Here is a 22,826-nt window from a genome sequence, read left to right on the forward strand (position 1 = left end):
GTCCGAAACCTTAAACAGCCATCAGATCAGCTTCTTTCTGCTTGACCGCAACTTCGATTTCCGCAACGAACTTGTCGGTCAGCTTTTGCACGTCGTCAGCCGCACGACGCTCTTCGTCTTCGCTGATTTCCTTCTCCTTGACCAGATCTTTCAACTGGCTCAGGGCGTCACGACGAATGTTGCGTACAGCAACACGAGCGTCTTCAGCGGCATCGCGTGCCTGCTTGGTGAAGCCCTTGCGGGTTTCCTCGGTCAGGGCCGGCATGGAGATCAGCAACAGCTCACCCAGGTTAGTCGGGTTGAAGCCCAGACCGGAGCTCTGGATAGCCTTGTCGACAGCGGCAAGCATATTGCGCTCAAACGCTACGACCTGAAGGGTACGCGAGTCCTTGACGGTGACGTTGGCCACCTGGCTGAGCGGGGTATCGGCACCGTAGTAAGGAACCATGACACCACCGAGGATGCTCGGATGCGCTTTGCCGGTACGGATACGGGTGAACGCATGGGTCAGCGATTCCAGACTCTTCTGCATGCGGGTCTGAGCGTCTTTCTTGATTTCGTTGATCATTATTGTGCTTCCTCGATCAGGGTCCCTTCAGCGCCACCATGGACGATATTCAGAAGAGCACCCGGCTTGTTCATGTTGAAGACGCGCAATGGCATCTTGTGATCGCGACACAGGCAGATTGCGGTCAGATCCATCACACCCAGCTTGCGATCCAGCACTTCATCGTAGGTCAGATGATCGAACTTCTCGGCATTCGGGTCCTTGAACGGATCTGCAGTGTAGACACCATCCACCTTGGTGGCCTTGAGCACTACATCGGCGTCGATCTCGATCGCTCGCAGGCAGGCAGCCGAGTCGGTCGTAAAGAACGGATTACCAGTGCCGGCAGCAAAAATCACCACTTCCTTCGAGCTGAGATGGCGCATGGCCTTGCGGCGGTCGTAATGATCGGTCACGCCTACCATGGAAATGGCCGACATCACGATGGCGGTGATATTAGCGCGCTCCAGCGCATCGCGCATTGCCAGGGCGTTCATCACAGTGGCCAGCATGCCCATGTGATCGCCTGTCACCCGATCCATGCCCGCAGCACTCAAGGCCGCGCCACGAAACAGGTTGCCGCCGCCGATCACCAGACCGACCTGAACGCCGATACCGACCAGCTGGCCGACTTCCAGCGCCATACGGTCCAGCACCTTGGGGTCAATGCCGAACTCTTCCGAGCCCATGAGGGCCTCACCGCTGAGCTTGAGTAGAATGCGTTTATAGCGAGCCTGATAACCACTGCCCTGCTGAGCCATTGCGAATCTCTCCTGCGGCGTTTTCTGAAAAAAATCTGTGCCGGCTATTTCAAGCCTGCGCTTACTTTAGCTTGACGCTCTGCGAGCGTCGGGAGAATGCAGCCTTGTGAGCACAATCTCCAAGGAAAATTTCCTTTTCTCTTTCGACAAAGAGGCCGCACGCGTGAGCGGGCAGCCTCTTTGGGGCGACAGTTGAAAAACCGTCTTACTGCTTGGCAGCAGCCAGCTGTGCAGCCACTTCGTCAGCGAAGTTATCAACTGGCTTCTCGATGCCGTCGCCTACTTTGAAGTAGGTGAAGGAAACGATTTCAGCACCGGCTTTCTTGGCCAGATCACCGACCTTGACTTCCGGGTTCTTGACGAAGGCTTGCTCGACCAGGCTGGCTTCTGCCAGGAACTTGGTGATACGACCGCCAACCATTTTCTCAACGATGTCAGCCGGCTTGCCTTTGATCTTGTCTTCGTTCAGTTGCAGGAAGACATTCTTCTCGCGCTCGATCGCTTCGGCAGACACTTCCGAAGGGAACAGGAACTCGGGGTTGCTTGCCGCTACGTGCATGGCGATATCTTTGGCCAGCTCGACGTCGCCACCCTTGAGGGTAACAACTACGCCGATCTTGTTGCCGTGCAGGTAAGTACCTACAACATCACCTTCGATACGCTTCAGGCGACGGATGTTGACGTTTTCGCCAACCTTACCGACCAGTACCAGACGCGCAGCTTCCTGAGCTTCGATCAACGGAGCGGCATCAGTCATCTTCTCAGCGAAGGCTTTTTCGACGCTTGCAGCAACGAAAGCCTTGAAGTCGTCTTGCAGGGCCAGGAAGTCGGTCTGCGAGTTGACTTCGATGATGACAGCGGCTTTACCGTCGTCCTTGATGGCGATAGCGCCTTCAGCAGCCACGTTACCTGCTTTCTTGGCGGCCTTGATGGCGCCGGAAGCACGCATATCGTCGATTGCTTTTTCGATGTCGCCGCCAGCCTTGGTCAAGGCCTTTTTGCAATCCATCATGCCTTCGCCGGTACGCTCGCGCAGTTCTTTGACCAACGCTGCAGTAATCTCTGCCATTTCAAAATCCTCTTGGATAGGTCTTCAACCATTCCACCCGGTTCGCCGGGCGTGCAATTCTTGAAAAATCAGGGTGGCAGCAACACATGACAGCAAGGTCATGGCTACAGACCGACAAATCATTTCCTAGGTGGCAAAAAGGGGGCTAAGCCCCCTTTTCGCGTACTGAGTAAACGCCAGGCGTTTGTACTCAGCCTTCTACAGCAGCTGCAGCTGGAGCTTCTTCGACGAATACGTCGGTGCCGCCAGCAACATTGTTACGGCCACGGATAACAGCGTCAGCCATCGAACCCATGTACAGCTGGATGGCGCGAATGGCGTCATCGTTGCCCGGGATGATGTAGTCAACGCCTTCCGGGCTGCTGTTGGTATCGACAACGCCGATAACCGGGATGCCCAGCTTGTTGGCTTCAGTGATCGCGATGCGCTCGTGATCAACGTCGATAACGAACAGTGCGTCTGGCAGACCGCCCATGTCCTTGATACCACCCAGGCTGCGATCCAGTTTTTCCAGATCACGGGTGCGCATCAGGGCTTCTTTCTTGGTCAGCTTGGCGAAAGTACCGTCTTCGGACTGTACTTCCAGCTCGCGCAGACGTTTGATCGACTGACGGATGGTCTTGAAGTTGGTCAGCATGCCACCCAACCAGCGATGGTCGACGTACGGCGAACCGCAACGTGCTGCTTCTTCAGCAACGATCTTGCCAGCGGAACGCTTGGTGCCGACGAACAGAATCTTGTTTTTGCCCGAAGCCAGGCGCTCAACGAAAGTCAGAGCTTCGTTGAACATAGGCAGGGTTTTTTCAAGGTTGATGATGTGAATCTTGTTACGCGCGCCGAAAATGTACTTACCCATTTTCGGGTTCCAGTAACGGGTTTGGTGACCGAAGTGCACACCGGCCTTCAGCATATCGCGCATATTGACTTGGGACATGATAGTTCCTTGATAAGTCGGGTTAGGCCTCCACGTATCCCAATGACCAACCAATGGCATCTGCCAAGGGCACCCAGGTCATCGTGTCGACACGTGTGTGGGTTTGTGCTTCAAGGGCGGACCTTGGAAAGCGGCGCATTTTATATCACAAAAGGGAAGAGAACGGAACTCCCATCAAGTTCTTGTTTTGCGGTGCTTTTAAAGCGGCATCCGTTGCCTATAGAAGGAAGCGATGATTACCCGGCACTGGCGGTCTGATAGAATTGCGCCTTTGCGCACCAACCGCGTGCCAGCCACGCCGAGAGATTCTGTATGACCATCACCCTCAAAACCCCGGAAGACATCGAAAAGATGCGCATCGCCGGTCGCCTGGCCGCCGATGTACTGGAAATGATAACGCCTCACGTAAAGCCCGGTGTGACCACCGAAGAGCTGGACCGCCTCTGCCACGATTACATCGTCAACGAGCAACAGGCGATCCCTGCCCCGCTGAACTACAAAGGCTTCCCCAAGTCGATCTGCACCTCGATCAATCAGGTGGTCTGCCACGGCATCCCGAGCGACAAGAAGCTGAAGAACGGCGACTCGCTCAACATTGACGTTACCGTCATAAAGGACGGGTACCACGGAGACACCAGCAGAATGTTCCATGTCGGCACCGTTCCGGTATGGGCCGAGCGCCTGTCGAAAGTGACTCAGGAATGCCTGTACAAGGCCATCGAAATCGTCAAACCCGGCACTCGCCTGGGTGACATCGGCGCGGTTATTCAGAAACACGCTGAAAAGAACGGCTTCTCCGTTGTTCGGGAGTTCTGTGGTCACGGCATCGGCAAGGTGTTTCATGAGGAGCCGCAGGTCATGCACTTCGGCGAGGCCGGAACCGGTATCGAGCTGCAGGAAGGCATGACCTTCACCATCGAGCCGATGATCAACCAGGGACGCCCTGAAACCAAGATTCTTGGCGATGGCTGGACGGCGATCACCAAGGACCGCAAGCTCTCGGCGCAATGGGAGCACACGCTGCTGGTAACCGCCGACGGTTACGAAATCTTCACTTTACGCAGCGACGACACTATTGCACAAAAAGCCCCCTGACCGGAGGCTGCACGACTGAACACCCGACCCGACGTGAGGAATACTGCTCCATGCCGCAAGTAGATCCAGACTTGTTCGATCGTGGCCAGTTCCAGGCCGAACTGGCCTTGAAAGCCAGCCCCATCGCTGCGTTCAAGAAGGCTATCCGCAGGGCGAAAGACGTCCTCGATGATCGCTTCAAGTCGGGGCGCGACATTCGGCGACTGATCGAAGACCGGGCATGGTTTGTGGATAACATCCTGCAGAAGGCCTGGGATCAGTTCGAATGGAGCGAAGACGCCGATATCGCCCTGCTTGCAGTGGGCGGCTACGGGCGCGGCGAGCTGCACCCGTACTCTGACATTGATCTGCTGATCCTGCTGGACAGTGATGACCACGAAGTTTTTCGCGAACCTATCGAGCGGTTTCTGACGCTGCTCTGGGACATCGGCCTGGAGGTCGGGCAAAGCGTGCGCTCCGTCAATGAATGTGCGCAGGAAGGCCGTGCCGACCTGACTGTCATCACCAACCTGATGGAAAGCCGCACCATCGCCGGCCCCGAGCATCTGCGCCAGCGCATGCTGGAAGTCACCAGCACCGAGCACATGTGGCCTAGCAAGGAGTTCTTCCTTGCCAAGCACGCCGAACAGAAAAAGCGTCATCACAAGTACAACGATACCGAATACAACCTGGAACCCAACGTCAAGGGATCGCCCGGCGGCCTGCGCGACATTCAGACCATTCTGTGGGTTGCGCGACGCCAGTATGGCACGCTGAATCTGCACGCACTGGCAGGCGAAGGCTTCCTGCTGGGCAGCGAAAACGCCCTGCTCGCCTCCTCTCAGGAGTTTTTGTGGAAGGTGCGTTACGCGCTGCACATGCTGGCGGGACGCTCCGAGGACCGGCTTCTGTTCGATTATCAGGTCCGCATCGCAGGCTTGCTGGGCTATGAAGACAACGATGCAAAGCTGGCCATAGAGCGTTTCATGCAGAAGTATTACCGCGTGGTCATGAGCATCGCCGAACTCAGCGATCTGATCATCCAGCATTTCGAAGAAGTGATTCTTTCCGACGACAGCGGCACAGCACAGCCGATCAATTCGCGCTTCCAGCTGCACGACGGCTATATAGAAGCCACCAACCCGAACGTCTTCAAGCGCACCCCATTTGCCATGATCGAGATCTTCGTGCTCATGGCCCAGCATCCCGAGATAAAGGGCGTGCGCGCCGACACCATTCGTTTGCTGCGTGAACATCGGCACCTGATCAACGATGATTTCCGTAACGATATTCGTAACACCAGCCTGTTCATCGAGCTGTTCAAGTGCGAGATAGGCATTCATCGCAACCTGCGCCGAATGAACCGCTACGGCATTCTCGGGCTGTATCTGCCGGAATTCGGCCATATCGTCGGGCAGATGCAGCACGACCTGTTCCACATCTATACCGTCGATGCGCACACGCTGAATCTGATCAAGCACCTGCGCAAGCTGCAATACACCGAAGTCTCCGAAAAATTTCCGCTGGCCAGCAAAATCATGGCTCGCCTGCCAAAGCCGGAGCTGATCTACCTGGCCGGGCTGTACCACGACATTGGCAAGGGCCGCGGCGGCGATCACTCTGAGCTGGGCGCAATAGATGCACAGGCGTTCGGTACGCGCCATCATCTGCCCGACTGGGACACCCGCCTTATTGTCTGGCTGGTGAGCAACCATCTGGTCATGTCGACCACCGCACAGCGCAAGGACCTTTCAGATCCACAGGTCATCCACGATTTCGCCCAGTTCGTTGGCGACGAAGTGCATCTGGACTATCTGTATGTGCTGACCGTTGCCGACATCAACGCGACCAACCCGACCCTCTGGAATTCGTGGCGCGCCAGCCTGCTGCGCCAGTTGTACACCGAGACCAAGCGCGCCTTGCGCCGTGGCCTGGAAAACCCGGTTGATCGCGAGGAGCAGATCCGTCGCACCCAGACCGCAGCGCTGGACATCCTGGTACGTAACGGCACCGACCCTGACGATGTCGAGCAACTCTGGTCAGCGCTGGGAGACGATTATTTCCTGCGCCACACCGCTGGCGACGTCGCCTGGCACAGCGATGCCATCCTGCAGCAGCCAGCCGACGGCGGCCCGCTGGTGCTGATCAAGGAAACCACACAACGGGAATTCGAGGGCGGCACGCAAATATTCATTTACGCCCCGGACCAGCATGATTTCTTCGCTGTGACCGTGGCGGCGATGGACCAGTTGAACCTGAACATTCATGACGCGCGCATTATCACGTCCAGCAGCAAATTCACCCTCGACACCTATATCGTCCTCGACAACGAAGGTGGTTCGATCGGCGACAATCCGGAACGCGTTCAGGAAATCCGCAACGGCCTGACCGAAGCGCTGCGCAACCCGGATGATTACCCGACGATCATCAAGCGCCGCGTGCCTCGCCAGCTCAAGCATTTTGCTTTCGCACCGCAAGTCACCATTCACAATGACGCCCAGCGCCCGGTGACGGTACTTGAACTACTGGCACCTGACCGCCCCGGCCTGCTGGCGCGCATCGGCAAGATCTTCCTGGAGTTCGATCTGTCATTGCAGAATGCCAAGATTGCGACCCTGGGCGAACGCGTGGAAGACGTGTTCTTCATCACCGACGCGAACAATCATCCGCTGTCCGACCCACAGTTGTGCAGCCAGTTGCAGGACGCAATCGTCAAGCAACTGAGCGTCAACTCAGAGCCCGGCCATGACTTGCGGATCAGCATATGAGCACTCGGCCAAACGAATCGACTCAACGCAGCCCATTGAGGAACACCCCACATGAATAACGCGATGCAACTGCTTCAGCCTTACCCTTTCGAGAAGCTGCGCGCCTTGCTGGCCGGCGTAACGCCCAACCCGGAAAAGCGCCCTGTTGCATTGTCGATTGGTGAGCCTAAGCACCGCTCACCCGATTTCGTCGCCAAGACACTGGCAGACAACCTCGATCAGATGGCGGTTTACCCGACCACGCTGGGTATCCCGGCGCTGCGCGAAGCCATTGCCGGCTGGTGCAACCGTCGATTCGGCGTACCACAGGGCTGGATCGATCCGGCACGCAATGTATTGCCGGTCAATGGCACACGCGAAGCGCTGTTCGCCTTCACCCAGACAGTGGTCAATCGTAGCGATGACGGCCTGGTGATCAGCCCGAACCCGTTTTATCAGATCTATGAAGGCGCCGCCTTTCTGGCCGGAGCCCAGCCTCACTACCTGCCATGCCTGAGCGATAACGGTTTCAACCCCGATTTCGACGCAGTCAGCGCGGACACCTGGAAGCGCTGCCAGATCCTGTTCCTGTGCTCGCCGGGTAACCCGACCGGAGCACTGATTCCGGTTGAAACCCTGAAAAAACTCATCGCCCTGGCCGATGAACATGACTTTGTCATTGCTGCGGACGAATGCTACAGCGAGCTGTACTTTGATGAGCAGACCCCACCGCCTGGCTTGCTCAGCGCCTGCATCGAGCTGGGTCGCCAGGATTTCAAGCGTTGCGTGGTGTTCCACAGCCTGTCCAAGCGTTCCAACCTGCCAGGCCTGCGTTCAGGTTTTGTGGCCGGTGATGCCGACGTTCTCAAGGCCTTCCTGCTGTATCGCACGTATCACGGCTGCGCCATGCCGGTACAGACTCAACTGGCCAGCATCGCTGCCTGGAATGACGAGGATCACGTACGCGCGAACCGGGACTTGTACCGTGAAAAATTCGATGCCGTGCTCGACATCCTCGCGCCAGTGCTCGACGTCCAGCGCCCGGACGGGGGTTTTTACCTATGGCCGAATGTCGGCACCGATGATGCTGCATTTTGCCGAGACCTGTTCATCGATCAGCATGTGACTGCAGTACCGGGTTCATACCTTTCCCGCGAAGTGGATGGCGTCAACCCGGGTGCCGGCCGGGTTCGCCTGGCGCTCGTGGCACCTTTGGCCGAGTGCGTCGAAGCCGCCGAACGTATCCGCGCATTCCTGAGCAAATAAAAAGCCAAGCTTCAGGAATACAGCCCCGCCGCCTGCGTTGTGCGGCGGGGTAATTAGTTACCACCTGCTACACCCTGCACAAACGTACCTTCAACCTTCATTTTTCAGGCTTCCTGAAAGGAAGCGAACTACGATGAAGGTCAACCCCATGTCCGCACCCACCACACAGGGCATAAAGCTGCCTGCATCCTGCGCCATGCGCAGTGCAACGAATCATCAAGCCTCGTACGAAACCGCCATTCGCGAAAACCCAGCCAACGCGGCAATCACTCCCACTTACGAATCAGAAACAGGCTATGACACCGAGGAGTCAACGCGCATGGCACGTCTTCTGGTGTCGTTCAGCAAATACTGGGCACGCGGTCGGACTCTGAAAATTCTTTTCCAGAAAGACCCTCCTGCCATTCTGACGACACCCATCGTCGACGCTGCGAAGAAGTGGCTGCCTCACATAAGTCTGAAATTCGAGTTTGTGACAGGCGGGGCCAGCGATATTCGAATCGGCTTCAACGAACATCTGAACTGGAGCGCCATAGGCCTGATGCCCTGTTGGCCGAGCAGAATGAAACCACCATGGAATTCAACGTCAAGGAGCTGTACACGGCAGAGCTGAAACCCATGCCGGACTTGACGCGTATCGTGCTCCATGAATTCGGGCACGCCTTGGGAGCAGTTCACGAGCACCAGCATCCTCAGGCAAACATCCCCTGGAACGAATCGCTTCTACGCCCCCTGCTTTTGCAATCCGGATTGACTGACGAAGAAATCAATACCAATTTTTTCGACAAGTACGAAGCTGCTGATTTCTACCATTCGGCTTACGACCGTGATTCTGTCATGCATTACGATATTCCCAACGGCCTGACCCTTGGCGACTTTGAAATTATCAACACAGGCAAGACGCTCAGCCCTGACGACATCGAAGTGATGGGCTCCATATACGGGGACCGGAAGAACTCAAAGTTTGAAACGCGGTGACAGGACATCGCAAAGAAAATACTGATCGTCAGGCAGTGACGCGCAAGCAGTGCCTGCAGGGCGCTGGCCGACAGCCCTGCGGAACTCGCCAGTAACCGGATTTGAGCCATCGCGCCACGTACTTCACCCCGTGTGGCGCGATGGCTTTACAGCGATACCGGTCACTGTCGTGTTCGCAATTTTTCCGCAACCCACCCGACCGCCCAGCTTACCGGGTCATGGGACTGCATGGGCAGCAACGGCTTTCCTTCACGGGCGGCCAGCCTGCCTTGCGTCTCAGCCTCACCATGAATCCAGATCGTACTTTGCTTGAACCCCTCGGCACGTTGACGTTCCCTGTAATAACGTTGCCGGACAAGCGCTTCTTGACGCTTTCTCTCTTGTTCAGACATAACGCACCCAGCCTTTAAATGGAAAGCAATAATTGCCCGCCCGGGCTTGCCACTCAAGCGTGGAAGGGTGAAGTTTTCTTAATGACAGTTAGGGTTATTATCTAGTTTTTGTTCAGTCTTTGTACCAGCGCTGTCACAACACGATGCGGTCTGACGTGGCATAATACCCGGCTAAATTGCGAGGAGAGAAAGTGGGGAGTATCGAGCAAGATCAGCCACCCCACCCCAAAACGATGACTTACACTCTATTTGGCATCAAAGCCTGCGACACCATGAAGAAGGCCCGCACCTGGCTCGACGATAATTCCGTGAGCTACGATTTTCATGACTACAAGACACAGGGCATCGACCGGGAACACCTCGCGCAGTGGTGCAATGAACACGGCTGGCAGGTCGTGCTGAACCGCGCAGGTACTACCTTTCGCAAGCTCGATGACGGACAAAAGGCCGATCTCGATCAAGCGAAAGCCATAGAACTGATGCTCGCGCAGCCGTCCATGATCAAGCGTCCGGTGCTTGATCTGGGCAATAAAACCCTGATCGGCTTCAAGCCCGACCTGTATGCAGCGGCTTTACAGTAAGCCAGAGCGCTACTGAAAGCCCCTTGATAAAGCCAAGAGGTATTTACATGTCCACTACCCTGTTCAGCCTGGCCTTCGGCGTCGGCACTCAAAATCGTCAAGGCTCATGGCTCGAAGTATTTTACGCTCAGCCGCTGATCAATCCTTCCGTAGAACTGGTCGCGGCCATCGCGCCTGTTCTGGGTTACACCAACGGCAATCAGGCAATCACCTTCAATGTCGACCTGGCATACAAGCTGGCCGAGGCGGTCAAATCCGTGGACGCGACCCAGGCCGCGCTGCTGACTCGTCTGGCGGAAAGCCAGAAGCCGCTGGTTGCCACCCTGCTGGCTGAAGACGCAACCCTGACGTCGACTCCAGAGGCTTACCTCAAGCTGCACCTGCTGTCGCATCGCCTGGTCAAGCCACACGGCCTGAACCTGGCAGGTATCTTCCCGTTGCTGCCAAACGTAGCCTGGACCAGCCAGGGCGCGGTCGACCTCGCCGAACTGGCCGAACGTCAGCTTGAAGCACGCCTTAAAGGCGAACTGCTGGAAGTGTTCTCGGTCGACAAATTCCCGAAAATGACCGACTACGTCGTACCGAGCGGCGTTCGTATCGCTGACAGTGCTCGCGTACGTCTGGGCGCTTACATCGGCGAAGGCACCACCGTCATGCACGAAGGCTTCGTCAACTTCAATGGCGGCACCGAAGGCCCGGGCATGATCGAAGGCCGCGTTTCTGCAGGCGTATTCGTCGGCAAGGGCTCTGATCTGGGTGGCGGCTGCTCGACCATGGGCACGTTGTCGGGTGGCGGCAACATCATCATCAAGGTTGGCGAAGGCTGCCTGATCGGTGCCAACGCCGGCATCGGCATCCCGCTGGGTGATCGCAATACCGTGGAATCGGGTCTGTATGTGACCGCCGGTACCAAGGTCGCGCTGCTCGATGAAAACAACGAACTGGTCAAGATCGTCAAGGCACGCGAGCTGGCAGGTCAGAACGACCTGTTGTTCCGTCGCAACTCGCAGACCGGCGCAGTGGAATGCAAAACCCACAAGTCGGCCATCGAGCTGAACGAAGCACTGCACGCTCACAACTGATGCTGTGTGCGGGTTCAAGGCTGCGGCCTTGACCCCGCCTCCACACGCTGGACGAACAATGCCCCTCATTTCTCCCTGGCGTGGCGACTTCCCCGCTATCGCCGCCCTGCAACGGCAAGGCCAGACCTATCTGGACAACGCCGCCACCACGCAAAAACCCCAGGCGCTGATCGATGCCCTGACTCATTACTACGTCAACGGTGCCGCCAACGTGCATCGTGCCCAGCATCTGCCGGGCGCACACGCCACCCAGGCGTTCGAAGCCAGCCGTGGCAAGGCCGCGCACTGGTTGAATGCCGGCGAGAGCGGACAAATCATCTTTACCCACGGGGCCACTTCTGCGCTCAACCTGCTGGCCTATGGGCTGGAACATAGTTTCACTGCGGGCGACGAGATCGCCATCAGCGCACTGGAACATCACGCCAACCTGCTGCCGTGGCAGCAACTGGCTCAGCGCCGCGGCCTGAAACTGGTGATACTGCCACTCGATCCCGATGGCGTGATCGACTGCCATGCTGCGGCCAGCCTGATCGGCCCTCGCACGCGTCTGCTCGCAGTCAGTCAGTTGTCCAACGTGCTCGGCACCTGGCAGCCGCTCGCCCGCCTTATCGCACTGGCGAAGGCGCAAGGTGCGCTCACGGTGGTGGACGGATCACAAGGTGTGGTGCATGGACGCCATGATGTACAAGCACTGGGCTGCGACTTTTATGTATTTTCCAGCCACAAGCTTTATGGCCCTGAAGGGCTTGGTGTGCTGTACGGACGCAACGACGCGCTACCGAGCCTGACGCACTGGCAGTTCGGCGGCGAGATGGTACTGACCGCCGATTATCAACACGCGAAATTTCGCCCGGCACCGCTGGGCTTTGAAGCGGGCACCCCGCCCATCGCCAGCGTGATCGGTTTGGGCGCTACACTGGCTTACCTGGAAAGCCTTGATCATCAGGCGGTCGCGGAACACGAAGCAAATCTGCACCGGCGCCTGCTTGAAGGCCTGCAAAGGCGTGAAGGTATTCAGGTATTAGGCTCTCCGGACCTGGCACTGGCCAGTTTCGTCGTGGACGGCATACACAACGCCGATCTGGCTCATCTGCTGACCGAACAGGGTATTGCCGTGCGCGCTGGTCGTCACTGCGCGATGCCACTGTTCGATACGCTCGGCCTGCCCAGCGCAATTCGTGTTTCGCTGGCGCTCTACAATGATTCAGATGACTTGCTGCGGTTTTTCAGCGCACTGGATCAGGCACTGGAGCTGCTTCGATGAGCCTTCCCGCATTGGCGCAGACCGCGCTCGACAGTTTTTCCCAGCCACAGAGCTGGGAACAGCGCGCACGCCTGCTCATGCAATGGGGGGATCGCCTCCCCTCGTTGAGCGACGAAGAAAAGACGGGCGACAATCTGGTACACGGCTGCGAAAGCAAGGTCTGGCTGACCGGCGAAGTCAGCGCAGGTGCCTGGCTGTTCCGGGCCAGCAGCGACGCCCGGCTGATTCGCGGTCTGGTGGCGCTGCTGCTGGCCCGCGTTAACGGTCTGTCGGCCCCGGAGCTGGAAGCCGTGGACTTGCCTGACTGGTTCAGTCAGTTAGGCCTTGGTCGCCAGCTCTCGCCGTCACGCAGCAACGGCCTGAATGCCGTACTGCAGCAGATGCGCCAGCTGACTCAAGCCTGATCGGGCGTTGCAACCGCTGGCTTGACCCGCTCCGAAGGCCGTCGCGCACCTGCAACCAGCTTGTCCACTGCACGCGTGGCGGCGACCATGCCGAACGTGGCAGTGACCATCATCACCGCGCCGAAGCCGCCTGCACAGTCGAGCTTTACGCCCTCACCGACGAACTTCTTTTCCAGGCAAATGCTGCCATCAGGCTTGGGGTAGCGAAGTTGCTCGCTGGAAAACACGCAAGGCACGCTGTAGTGGCGGTTCGGTGTGCGTGAAAAGCCATAGTCGCGACGCAAGGTGGAACGGACCTTGGAAGCCAGCGGGTCGTTGAACGTGCGGTTCAGGTCGGCGATCTGAATCAGGGTCGGATCGATCTGCCCACCGGCCCCACCGGTGGTAATCATCTGGATCTTGCGCCGTTTGCACCACGAAATCAGTGCTGCCTTGGCGTTGACGCTGTCGATACAGTCGATCACGAAATCCATGTCCGGGGTGATGCACTCAGCCATCGTATCGCGGGTCACGAAATCAGACACCGCATGCACGATGCAATCAGGATTGATCGCGCGAATCCGCTCGGCCATCACTTCGACCTTCTGGCGACCGACCGTGCTGTCCAGTGCATGCAATTGGCGGTTGCTGTTGCTGACACAGACGTCGTCCATGTCAAACAGCGAAATCTCGCCGACGCCACTGCGCGCCATGGCTTCGGCCGCCCACGAGCCCACGCCGCCGATACCGACCACCGCCACATGAGCCGCGCGCAGGCGCGCCAGCCCTTCAATGCCGTACAAACGGGCGATGCCAGCGAAACGTGGATCTTCTGCGCTCATGATCAATACCTCAAAAACCGGCGCGCATTATAGGGGGTTGTCGGGGGTTAAGGCACCCGGCTTGTCGCCCCGTCGAAATCAGGGCTGACGGGGCAAAAACTATCTCGGGCCTCTCATATAACCCTTTCGCTCCGCACAAAGCCTCTACAAACATATTTGTCCGAGCAGCGAGCAAATAAGAGACGAGACGTCAGGTCCGGGCCTGAGATTCTGGATAGCCATGCTGTTCGCACAATTAATCCCTTATCTGGCAGCCATCATTATTGCCGTCCTGTCTGCTCGCACGACCCGCCCTCCCCTGTCGACTGCTTGACCTATCCACAGCGCACAATAAACGACGGCCCCAGGTCGTCGTTTTGCTTTAAGATATCCGCCTTTTCGCGCCCAAAGTCTTGCTACCGGAGTTCTGTACATGACTGCCCCTACCGACCTGTCGCCCACCCTTCAACTTGCCTGCGATCTGATCCGCCGCCCGTCAGTGACGCCGGTCGATGCCGACTGTCAGGCAGTGATGATGCAACGCCTGGGCAATGCCGGCTTCAAGCTGGAGCCCATGCGTATCGAAGACGTCGATAACTTCTGGGCCACACACGGCACTACCGACGGCCCGGTACTGTGCTTCGCAGGTCATACGGACGTGGTCCCTACCGGCCCGGTTGAGAACTGGCAGAACGACCCGTTCGATGCGTTGATCGACGAGCACGGCATGCTCTGCGGACGCGGTGCAGCGGACATGAAAGGCAGCCTGGCAGCCATGCTCGTGGCCGCCGAGCGCTTTGTAGCCGATCACCCGAATCACAAGGGTTCGGTGGCATTCCTGATCACCAGTGACGAAGAAGGCCCGGCGCACCACGGCACCAAGGCTGTCGTCGAACGTCTGGCAGCGCGCAAGGAGCGTCTGGACTGGTGCATCGTCGGCGAACCTTCGAGCACCACGCTGGTGGGCGATGTGGTCAAGAACGGGCGTCGTGGCTCGCTGGGCGCCACCCTCACCGTGCGCGGCAAACAGGGCCATGTGGCTTACCCGCATCTGGCGAAGAACCCTATTCACCTAGCAATGCCGGCACTTGCCGAACTCGCCGCAGAGCACTGGGACCACGGTAACGATTTCTTCCCGCCGACCAGCTTCCAGATCTCCAACCTGAACGCCGGCACGGGTGCAACCAACGTCATCCCGGGCGATCTTGTAGCGGTTTTCAACTTCCGCTTTTCGACCGAGTCGACCGTCGAAGGCTTGCAGCAGCGTGTCGCCGCCATCCTCGACAAGCATGAGCTGGACTGGCATGTGAACTGGGCGCTGTCCGGCCTGCCGTTCCTGACCGAGCCGGGCGCATTGCTGGATGCCGTGTCGTCCAGCATCAAAAGCGTCACGGGCCGCGACACCAAAGCCTCGACCAGCGGCGGAACCTCCGACGGCCGATTCATCGCAACCCTGGGTACGCAAGTGGTTGAGCTGGGCCCGGTCAACGCGACGATTCACCAGGTCAACGAGCGGATTCTGGCCAGCGACCTCGATGTGCTGACCGAGATCTACTACCAGACCCTGGTCAAGTTGCTCGCCTGATGCTGACCTGCCCGATCTGCTCTGCGCCGCTCAGTACCGCCGACAACGGCGTGGTATGTCCGGCCAACCACCGCTTCGACCGTGCACGTCAGGGGTATCTGAACCTGTTGCCGGTGCAGCACAAGAACAGCCGCGACCCTGGCGACAATCAGGCCATGGTCGAGGCGCGACGCGACTTTCTCAACGCCGGGCACTACGCTCCGGTAGCCCGGCGTCTGGCTGAACTGGCCGCCGAGCGATCCCCCGCGCATTGGTTGGACATCGGCTGTGGCGAAGGTTATTACACCGCGCAGATTGCCGAAGCCTTGCCTCATGCCGATGGCTATGCGCTGGACATCTCCCGTGAAGCGGTCAAGCGCGCCTGCCGTCGTGACCCGACGCTGACCTGGATGGTCGCCAGCATGGCGCGTGTGCCACTTCCGGATGCCAGTTGCCAGTTTCTGGCCAGTGTGTTCAGCCCGCTGGACTGGCTTGAAGCCAAACGCTTGCTGACGCCAGGCGGCGGACTGATGAGGGTTGGTCCGACCAGCGAACATCTCATGGAGCTGCGTCAGCAGCTTTACGATGAGGTCCGCGATTATGCCGACGACAAGCACCTGTCTCTGGTGCCACCCGGCATGCAGCTGCAACACAGCGAAACCCTGCGCTATACGCTGAAGCTGATCGACGGCCAGTCCCGTGCCGATTTGCTGGCCATGACGCCTCACGGGTGGCGCGCCAGCGCCGAGCGCCGGACTGCCGTCATTGAGCAATCAGGACCTTTCAAGGTCACCGTTTCCATGCGCTACGATTATTTCGTGCTGCAATAAGCATTCAACAGAGGCACCCATGCGCCAACCCGATATCGAGATTTACCTGAAAGACGAAGACGTCGACCACAAGGCTATCGCCCAATGGCTGAGCGTCGCCCTGGGCCCGTGCAGCGACTGGAACCAGAAAGGCCAGACCTGGAAGTGCAAGGCCGGCAATGTGACCGTAACCTGGCTGCCCAGAGCAGTCGGCAAATGGAACAGTCTGCATCTGGACAGCGATCAGACCCCGTGGGAAGACGACATCGCCTGCGCCCGCGCCGCATTCAAGGCCTTGAACGTCGAAGTCCGTTGCGCCCCGGGCACCTGGGTTGAAGAAGAAAGCGACGAGACTGCCGACCGCTGGATACGCGTGAGTGCCGACGGCGAGGAAGAAATCACCTGGCGCACTTCGTAAGCCTTTCGCAGCGACGGTATCAGGATGTGCCGTCGCGGCTCTCAAAGGTGGCCGCTCAGTCTTTACTCTTCTACAGACACCAGGCTTTTTGCCGATCGCTTCGGGATACGTCACACTGACACCCATCTCGGGCAGTCGCCCGTCCCTTACTCAGCAGAAGCCGTATGACCCGTTCTCCGTTCCGTCGTCTTGTGTTCGGCACCCTGCGCCGATTGTTGTATCTCTGGGTGCGCTCGGAAACCATCAATCAGTCGTCTTTTACGCTCAACCTGGACCGTAGCCGTCCGGTGTTCTATGCCTTGCAGTCGCCGTCTATAAGCGATCTGGCGGTGATCGACACTGAATGTCGCAAGGCTGGCCTGCCTCGCCCCGTATTGTCGGTAGCGGTCGGCAACCTGATAGAGCCAGCTGCATTCTTTTACCTGACCCCGGCGCCTGACTGGCTTGGCCGCCAGGACAAACGCGGCGCACCGCCGACACTGGAACGTCTGGTCGCAGCCGTGAGCCAGAACCCCGGCGAAGATGCGCAGATCATCCCGGTCAGCGTGTTCTGGGGCCAGTCGCCAGACCGCGAGTCCAGCGCCTGGAAACTGTTGTTCGCCGACAGCTGGGCGGTAACCGGCCGGTTGCGCCGTCTGGTCAGCATCCTGATTCTGGGCCGCAAGACCCGTGTACAGTTTTCCGCGCCCATTCACATCCGCGAGCTGGTGGGTGAAAACAAAGGTTACGAACTGACCCTGCGCATGACCCAGCGTCTGCTGCGCGTGCACTTTCGCAACCTGAAAAGCGCGGTCATCGGCCCGGACGTTTCGCACCGGCGCACGGTGGTCAAAGGACTGCTGGACGAGCCGCTGGTCAAGCAGGCGATCATCGAAGAAGCCGAACGGGAGAACATCACCCAGGACAAGGCACGGGACCGGGCGCTGAGCTACGGCAACGAGATCGCCTCGGACTATACCTATTCCGTCATCCGCTTCATGGAAGTCGTCCTCAGCTGGTTCTGGAACAAGATTTACGACGGCATCAAAGTCAGCCACATCGAAGGCGTGCAGGAAGTGGCACCAGGGCATGAAGTCATTTACGTCCCTTGCCACCGCAGCCATATCGATTACCTGCTGCTGTCCTATCTGTTGTTTCGCAACGGGCTCACGCCGCCGCACATCGCTGCTGGCATCAACCTGAACATGCCGGTCGTCGGCAGCCTGCTGCGCCGTGGCGGGGCGTTTTTCATGCGCCGCACATTCAAGGGCAACCCGCTGTATACAGCGGTTTTCACCGAGTACCTGCACACGCTGTTCATCAAGGGTTTCCCGGTCGAATACTTTGTCGAAGGCGGTCGCTCGCGGACCGGGCGAATGTTGCAGCCCAAAACCGGCATGCTCGCCATCACCCTGCGCAGCTTCCTGCGCAACTCGCGGATGCCGATTGTGTTCGTTCCGGTGTACATCGGCTACGAGCGCGTGCTGGAAGGCCGTACTTATCTGGGCGAATTGCGCGGAGCGACCAAGAAGAAAGAGTCGATCTTCGACATTTTCAAAGTCATCGGTGCGCTGAAGCAGCGTTTCGGCCAGGTATCGGTGAACTTCGGCGCCCCCATCAAGCTGGCCGAATTCCTTGACGGCGAACAACCGGACTGGCGCGAACAGTCGCTGGCACCGCAATTTCGCCCGGAATGGCTGAGCGAAACCACTCATCGGCTGGGTGAGCGTGTGGCCCAGCACCTGAATGAAGCCGCCGCTGTCAACCCGATGAACCTGGTTGCTGTGGCCTTGCTGTCAACGCAAAGGCTGGCGCTGGACGATCAGGCCATGGAGCGTGTTCTCGACCTCTACCTGACGTTGCTGCGCGCCGTACCTTACTCACCACACACCACATTGCCGGAAGGCGACGGGCGCTCACTGATCGAGCACGTCAAAGGCATGGACCTGCTCGCCGAACAAAAAGATGCACTGGGCAAAATTCTGTACCTCAACGAACAGAATGCAGTCCTGATGACGTACTACCGCAACAACGTCTTGCACATCTTTGCCCTGCCCTCACTGCTGGCCAGCTTTTTCCAGAGCTCGTCGCGCATGAGCCGCGACCAGATTCTGCGCTACACACGTGCGCTGTATCCATTCCTGCAATCGGAACTGTTCATTCGCTGGCCGCTGAGCGAGCTGGATGAGGTGGTCGATCAATGGCTGGCTGCGTTCGTCGAGCAAGGCTTGCTGCGCTTCAAAAAGGACGTCTATGTGCGTCCGGAGCCCAGCTCCCGCGAGTTCGTGCTGCTGACCCTGTTGTCACGGGCCATCGCGCAGACCCTGCAGCGCTTCTACATGGCAATCGCCTTGTTACTCAACAGTGGACAGAACACATTGAGCGCCGAACAGCTGGAAGACCTGTGCACGGTCATGGCCCAGCGCCTGTCTATTCTGCATGGCCTTAATGCACCAGAGTTCTTCGACAAGAGTCTATTCAGGCACTTCATCCAGACCTTGCTGGACCTGGGCGTGCTGCGCAAGGACAGCGCCGGCAAGCTGAGCTATCACCCGATGCTGGGCGAACTGGCAGAAGGTGCGGCCAAGCGGGTGTTGCCGGCCGAAATCCGTCTGTCGATACGGCAAGTGGCGTTACACAGCAATGAAGAAGAGCAGGATGCGGGAAATGGTGAAGGGGTAGCGTAGGGCTTTTCCGCAATTAGCCGGGGATCTTTAGACACGTGTTTTATGCTCCCCGGCCGCTGCTAAGGTGTGGTTTGTACCCATGACTGGTACTCATCACACTCAATAAGAAATTGAAATGTCCAGCGACCCCCTGGTAAGTGAAGCCCGCGAAAAACAGATTACCCAGCAAGTGCCATTGCCGTTTGAACTGGGCTATGCCGCAGGACCAGAGCGGTCTGAAGATCAAGGTCATTCAAGTGAACGGTTGATTGTTCTTCGCTGCAAAGGCTTTCATCAACGGCGCGTTTTCAGCGCGCCGTTGATGTTTTTGTTGCTGCGCACCGCATCATTTCCATCGGCACTAAACAGCACTGTTTCCTTTCGGGCTTCGGGTGGATACCGCAAGTTCCTGATACGCTTGATCCCGTACCCACTTCTCACAAGGACGCTCTCATGCCTCGCTTTTCGTTCACCTTCGCTGGTCTATGCGCCGGTCTGCTGCTGTCGGCCAACGTCTTCGCCCTGTCGCTGAACGACCTCTCGCAATCGGATGCGACCGGTGGTCTCAAAGACGCGCTGACCCAAGGCGCACAGGTCGCGGTCAAACAGCTCGGAGTTCCCGGCGGTTTCAGCAAGAATGAAGCGGTGCGTATCGAGCTGCCAGGCAAACTCGGTCAGGTCGCGAAAAAAATGAAAATGCTTGGCATGGGTGCTCAGGTCGATCAGCTGGAAACCAGCATGAACCAGGCCGCCGAAGCTGCAGTGCCTCAGGCTCAGGCGTTGTTGGTAGACGCCGTGAAAAAGATGAGCGTGACCGACGCCAAGGCCATTTTAAGCGGCGGGAAGGACTCGGCAACCCAGTACCTCAACAGCACCAGCCGCGAACAGATCCGCGCCAAGTTCCTGCCTATCGTCAAGAAATCTACCGATCAAGTCGGTCTGGCACAGAAGTACAACGCATTCGCTGGCAAGGCGGCGGCACTTGGCGCGCTGGACAGCAAAAATGCCAACCTTGAAAGCTACGTGACCGAACAAGCGCTGAACGGGCTGTTCGAGATGATTGCAAAACAGGAAGAAAGTATTCGCGCCAACCCCGCGGCAGCCGCTACAGGCCTGGCGAAGAAGGTATTTGGCGCGCTTTGAGTGCAGGGTTAGCGCCTGTATTCACGGGCGCATCTGCGTTTGATTCGGGCTCAGGCCGTCGACGCTACAAGCGCTATGCACCGCTATCGTCTGTGACTGCCTTAGGCTTCAAGGCCTTCTTCGGGTAGATGTCGTAGCGGCTGGATTTTCCATCCAGCGCATAACCTGGCTTGGGCCCGTCAATGCATGGGGCCTTGCGCGGGCGTTTGACCACAACACGGTGAGTGGCAAGCGCAAGAGCCGCTTCCAGCAACGCAGGCGCATCCATGTCATCGCCGACCAGAGGCCGGAACAGGCGCATTTCCTTTTTGACCAGAGCGGTTTTTTCCCGATGCGGGAACATCGGGTCGAGGTAAATGACCTGCGGCGGCTCCGCTGTCCAGCCACGAATGATTTCAATGGAGTTGCCGGTCAACAGCTGCATCCGCGCAACGATCGAACCCACGTCACGATCATCGCGTCCGCGCGCCAGACCGTCTTCCAGCAGTGCAGCAATAATCGGCTGACGCTCGATCAGGCTCAGCTCGCAACCAAGACTCGCCAGCACGAACGCATCCTTGCCCAAACCTGCCGTAGCATCCAGCACGCTGGGACGAACGCCTGGCTGAATACCGACGGCCTTGGCAATCATTTGCCCGGTGCCACCGCCAAACAGACGACGATGTGCCACTGCACCCTCGACAAAATCAACTCGCACAGCGCCAGGCGCATCGTCGCCCAACTGCTGCAATTGCAGGCCATCGTCGGTTGATTGCAACGCAAAATCAGCTTCAGCGTCGTGCAACGGCAAGCCTAGACGCTGCGCCCAATGCTCCGCCTGCTCCTGCCCTGCGACCGCGAGCGCTTCGACCCGGATACGACTGCCTGTTTGCTGCTCAATCATTACGCCCACACACTCAAAAATTGTTAATGATCGGCAAAGTCTGCCGATAACCAAGTATCCGGCATTTTGCCAGACCCAAGGCCAGTACTGATCGCTATGTCAGAGATTGTTCAATCATCCATCGGCTATTTGTCGCACTCAGGCGACTATAGCGTTCGCAACAGCCGCACACTGGGTGGTGTGACGCAGCTGTGGTCGGATGCATTTGCCCGAGCGATGGCGGATCAGGTCAGCGAAAGCACTCCAGTGCCGGTGCACCCGACGGCCGTTGAAGTGGATGTTGAAACAGGCGAACCGGTCGCTGGCGCAAAAACCCTGAGCAAGATTGTCGAGCAACGGGCCTGCCCGGTCACCGACACCGAGGTCAAACCACCTGAGCCGCTGTTCCTGCCAATTGCGGAGTTCGACCTTGACTTGCTGCCGCCGCCTGCCGAGCCCTTCAGCATGGCTGAGCTGATCGAACAACAACGTCATCTGGAATTCGAGAGCCACTGGGTACGCCCTACAGTTCTGAACCCGTACAGCGACAGCGTCAACCCGGGCCCCGGCCCTCAACCACGCCCATTGCACCTGCCAATCGCCGAATTCGAATGGGAACTGGCCGACAAGCCTGCCCTGCCCCTGGATGAGCAGACCATTGCTGCCCAACAACGCCAGTTCGACTACGAGAACGGCTGGGCTCGCCCGCTGATCCTGCAGAACCTGCGGATGGCGGCATAAGCCCCAACGCTCTTGCCGGCAGCTTAAAGGCTCGCTACCTACACACCGACCAGCGCCCCATGTCGACGTGAAAATGATCACGATGCGCCGCGTTGTACTCAGGCCCGAGCACCGTACTGAAGTTTTTGCAGGCGCCGTCACGTAACAGCCTCAGAAAACGCCCCTTGTCCCCTTCGTCGTCCCAATCCTTGAGAACCCCGATGCGCTGACCGTCTGCGAGGCGAAAACCTGCCATATCCAGTGCATTGGCGGTCGCGTGCTGGCTGAGCCGAGCATTGGCGCGGTTGTAGATGTTGCGGCAGGCAAAGCTGCCCAAATGATCGATCCGCGCTACCCGCTGGCCGAAAACAGCCTGGGCGGCGGGTTGCAAGGTGTGAATATCAAACAGCGCATAGGCGACCGCCAACGGGCAACTGGCCAGGAAGCTGCTGCTCAGCGCCACGTCGCCGCCCTGAATGCGCAGGGTATTTTCCAGAGGGCAGCGAGCAGAAGGTTCACTGTCGGCCTGACGACTGAAACGCAGCCCGGACGTACTCAGCACCTGGTCGCACAGCGCAGGGTCGTTCTGCAGTCGTGACAGCTTGTAAGACGTCAGGAAGTTGGGCTCGGCCCGCACATCCAGCGGCGTCCAGGGGTTCCAGCGCGCAGGTACATCGACCCAGCCGCGCCAGACTGCGAACGCCCCCATTGCACAGATCAGCAGGAATACCAGAAGCACACGCATGCTCAGCCCATGCCCCAGACA

The 22,826-nt window shown here is 58.4% G+C and carries 21 protein-coding genes and 1 pseudogene; 14 read left to right on the forward strand and 8 right to left on the reverse strand.

Annotated elements, in window-relative coordinates; all coding sequences use genetic code 11:
- Positions 1–10: 10 nt before the first annotated feature.
- The 4 genes from frr to rpsB form a co-directional block, all read right to left on the reverse strand.
- Positions 11–568, reverse strand: a complete 558-nt coding sequence (frr, locus tag RYB09_RS05460; protein WP_004657953.1) for a ribosome recycling factor — start codon at positions 566–568, stop codon at positions 11–13.
- Positions 568–1,308 (reverse strand): UMP kinase, encoded by a 741-nt coding sequence (gene pyrH, locus RYB09_RS05465; protein ID WP_003364856.1) that lies wholly within the window; start codon positions 1,306–1,308, stop codon positions 568–570. Before pyrH ends, frr begins: the two co-directional genes overlap by 1 nt.
- A 205-nt stretch (positions 1,309–1,513) precedes the next feature.
- A complete protein-coding gene (gene tsf / locus RYB09_RS05470; protein WP_005743432.1) occupies positions 1,514–2,377 on the reverse strand; it encodes a translation elongation factor Ts in 864 nt (287 codons plus the stop codon).
- A gap of 190 nt (positions 2,378–2,567) precedes the next feature.
- Entirely contained in the window at positions 2,568–3,311 is a 744-nt protein-coding gene (gene rpsB, locus RYB09_RS05475; RefSeq protein WP_002554730.1) for a 30S ribosomal protein S2, read from the reverse strand.
- A 312-nt stretch (positions 3,312–3,623) separates the two neighbouring features.
- Between rpsB and map the strand changes: the two genes are divergently transcribed.
- From map to RYB09_RS05495, 4 genes and pseudogenes are all read left to right on the forward strand, one after another.
- Entirely contained in the window at positions 3,624–4,406 is a 783-nt protein-coding gene (gene map, locus RYB09_RS05480; RefSeq protein ID WP_316887625.1) for a type I methionyl aminopeptidase, read from the forward strand.
- A 50-nt stretch (positions 4,407–4,456) separates the two neighbouring features.
- Positions 4,457–7,153: a [protein-PII] uridylyltransferase gene (locus RYB09_RS05485; protein WP_058399653.1), complete on the forward strand. Its 2,697-nt coding sequence runs from the start codon at positions 4,457–4,459 to the stop codon at positions 7,151–7,153.
- A 51-nt stretch (positions 7,154–7,204) separates the two neighbouring features.
- A complete protein-coding gene (dapC, locus tag RYB09_RS05490) occupies positions 7,205–8,398 on the forward strand; it encodes a succinyldiaminopimelate transaminase (RefSeq protein WP_316887626.1) in 1,194 nt (397 codons plus the stop codon).
- Positions 8,399–8,531: 133 nt separating this feature from the next.
- A pseudogene (locus tag RYB09_RS05495) lies at positions 8,532–9,376 on the forward strand (matrixin family metalloprotease).
- Between the two features lie 161 nt (positions 9,377–9,537).
- On the opposite strand, the gene RYB09_RS05500 reads toward RYB09_RS05495, so the two are convergent.
- The gene (locus RYB09_RS05500; RefSeq protein WP_058399650.1) at positions 9,538–9,768 is read right to left on the reverse strand and encodes a hypothetical protein; all 231 of its coding nucleotides are present in this window, start codon (positions 9,766–9,768) and stop codon (positions 9,538–9,540) included.
- A 233-nt stretch (positions 9,769–10,001) separates the two neighbouring features.
- Here RYB09_RS05500 and RYB09_RS05505 point away from each other — a divergent pair, with 233 nt between their 5' ends.
- From RYB09_RS05505 to RYB09_RS05520, 4 genes are read left to right on the forward strand one after another with little or no spacing between them, the layout of a single operon-like run.
- Positions 10,002–10,349 (forward strand): ArsC family reductase, encoded by a 348-nt coding sequence (locus RYB09_RS05505; protein ID WP_002554735.1) that lies wholly within the window; start codon positions 10,002–10,004, stop codon positions 10,347–10,349.
- Between the two features lie 47 nt (positions 10,350–10,396).
- Positions 10,397–11,431 (forward strand): 2,3,4,5-tetrahydropyridine-2,6-dicarboxylate N-succinyltransferase, encoded by a 1,035-nt coding sequence (gene dapD / locus RYB09_RS05510; RefSeq protein ID WP_002554736.1) that lies wholly within the window; start codon positions 10,397–10,399, stop codon positions 11,429–11,431.
- A gap of 58 nt (positions 11,432–11,489) precedes the next feature.
- Entirely contained in the window at positions 11,490–12,695 is a 1,206-nt protein-coding gene (locus RYB09_RS05515) for an aminotransferase class V-fold PLP-dependent enzyme (RefSeq protein ID WP_057421386.1), read from the forward strand.
- Positions 12,692–13,099, forward strand: a complete 408-nt coding sequence (locus RYB09_RS05520; RefSeq protein ID WP_122259213.1) for a SufE family protein — start codon at positions 12,692–12,694, stop codon at positions 13,097–13,099. The genes RYB09_RS05515 and RYB09_RS05520 overlap by 4 nt, the downstream gene beginning before the upstream one ends.
- On the opposite strand, the gene tcdA is transcribed toward RYB09_RS05520, so the two are convergent.
- Complete coding sequence (gene tcdA / locus RYB09_RS05525; protein ID WP_122259214.1) at positions 13,090–13,920, reverse strand: tRNA cyclic N6-threonylcarbamoyladenosine(37) synthase TcdA; 831 nt, start codon at positions 13,918–13,920, stop codon at positions 13,090–13,092. The genes RYB09_RS05520 and tcdA overlap by 10 nt on opposite strands.
- A gap of 412 nt (positions 13,921–14,332) precedes the next feature.
- On the opposite strand from tcdA, the gene dapE reads away from it, so the two are divergent.
- The 5 genes from dapE to RYB09_RS05550 all read left to right on the forward strand — a co-directional run bounded on the left by dapE (position 14,333) and on the right by RYB09_RS05550 (position 20,478).
- Positions 14,333–15,484, forward strand: coding sequence for a succinyl-diaminopimelate desuccinylase (gene dapE / locus RYB09_RS05530; RefSeq protein ID WP_058399647.1), 1,152 nt, complete (start codon positions 14,333–14,335; stop codon positions 15,482–15,484).
- Positions 15,484–16,293: a putative RNA methyltransferase gene (locus tag RYB09_RS05535; RefSeq protein WP_122259215.1), complete on the forward strand. Its 810-nt coding sequence runs from the start codon at positions 15,484–15,486 to the stop codon at positions 16,291–16,293. Before dapE ends, RYB09_RS05535 begins: the two co-directional genes overlap by 1 nt.
- A 19-nt stretch (positions 16,294–16,312) precedes the next feature.
- The gene (locus RYB09_RS05540) at positions 16,313–16,690 is read left to right on the forward strand and encodes a hypothetical protein (protein WP_058407359.1); all 378 of its coding nucleotides are present in this window, start codon (positions 16,313–16,315) and stop codon (positions 16,688–16,690) included.
- A gap of 164 nt (positions 16,691–16,854) precedes the next feature.
- Positions 16,855–19,356: a glycerol-3-phosphate 1-O-acyltransferase PlsB gene (gene plsB, locus RYB09_RS05545; protein ID WP_230017859.1), complete on the forward strand. Its 2,502-nt coding sequence runs from the start codon at positions 16,855–16,857 to the stop codon at positions 19,354–19,356.
- Between the two features lie 432 nt (positions 19,357–19,788).
- Positions 19,789–20,478: a DUF4197 domain-containing protein gene (locus tag RYB09_RS05550; RefSeq protein ID WP_230017857.1), complete on the forward strand. Its 690-nt coding sequence runs from the start codon at positions 19,789–19,791 to the stop codon at positions 20,476–20,478.
- Between the two features lie 73 nt (positions 20,479–20,551).
- On the opposite strand, the gene RYB09_RS05555 is transcribed toward RYB09_RS05550, so the two are convergent.
- On the reverse strand, positions 20,552–21,361 hold the full coding sequence (locus RYB09_RS05555) for a class I SAM-dependent methyltransferase (protein ID WP_230017855.1): 810 nt from the start codon (positions 21,359–21,361) through the stop codon (positions 20,552–20,554).
- 96 nt (positions 21,362–21,457) lie between these two features.
- On the opposite strand from RYB09_RS05555, the gene RYB09_RS05560 reads away from it, so the two are divergent.
- Complete coding sequence (locus RYB09_RS05560) at positions 21,458–22,081, forward strand: energy transducer TonB (protein WP_122259217.1); 624 nt, start codon at positions 21,458–21,460, stop codon at positions 22,079–22,081.
- 34 nt (positions 22,082–22,115) lie between these two features.
- On the opposite strand, the gene RYB09_RS05565 is transcribed toward RYB09_RS05560, so the two are convergent.
- Positions 22,116–22,805, reverse strand: a complete 690-nt coding sequence (locus RYB09_RS05565; protein WP_122280200.1) for an extensin family protein — start codon at positions 22,803–22,805, stop codon at positions 22,116–22,118.
- Positions 22,806–22,826 lie beyond the last annotated feature (21 nt).

Source organism: Pseudomonas syringae group sp. J254-4 (genome assembly GCF_032586855.1).
Lineage (GTDB): Bacteria > Pseudomonadota > Gammaproteobacteria > Pseudomonadales > Pseudomonadaceae > Aquipseudomonas > Aquipseudomonas amygdali.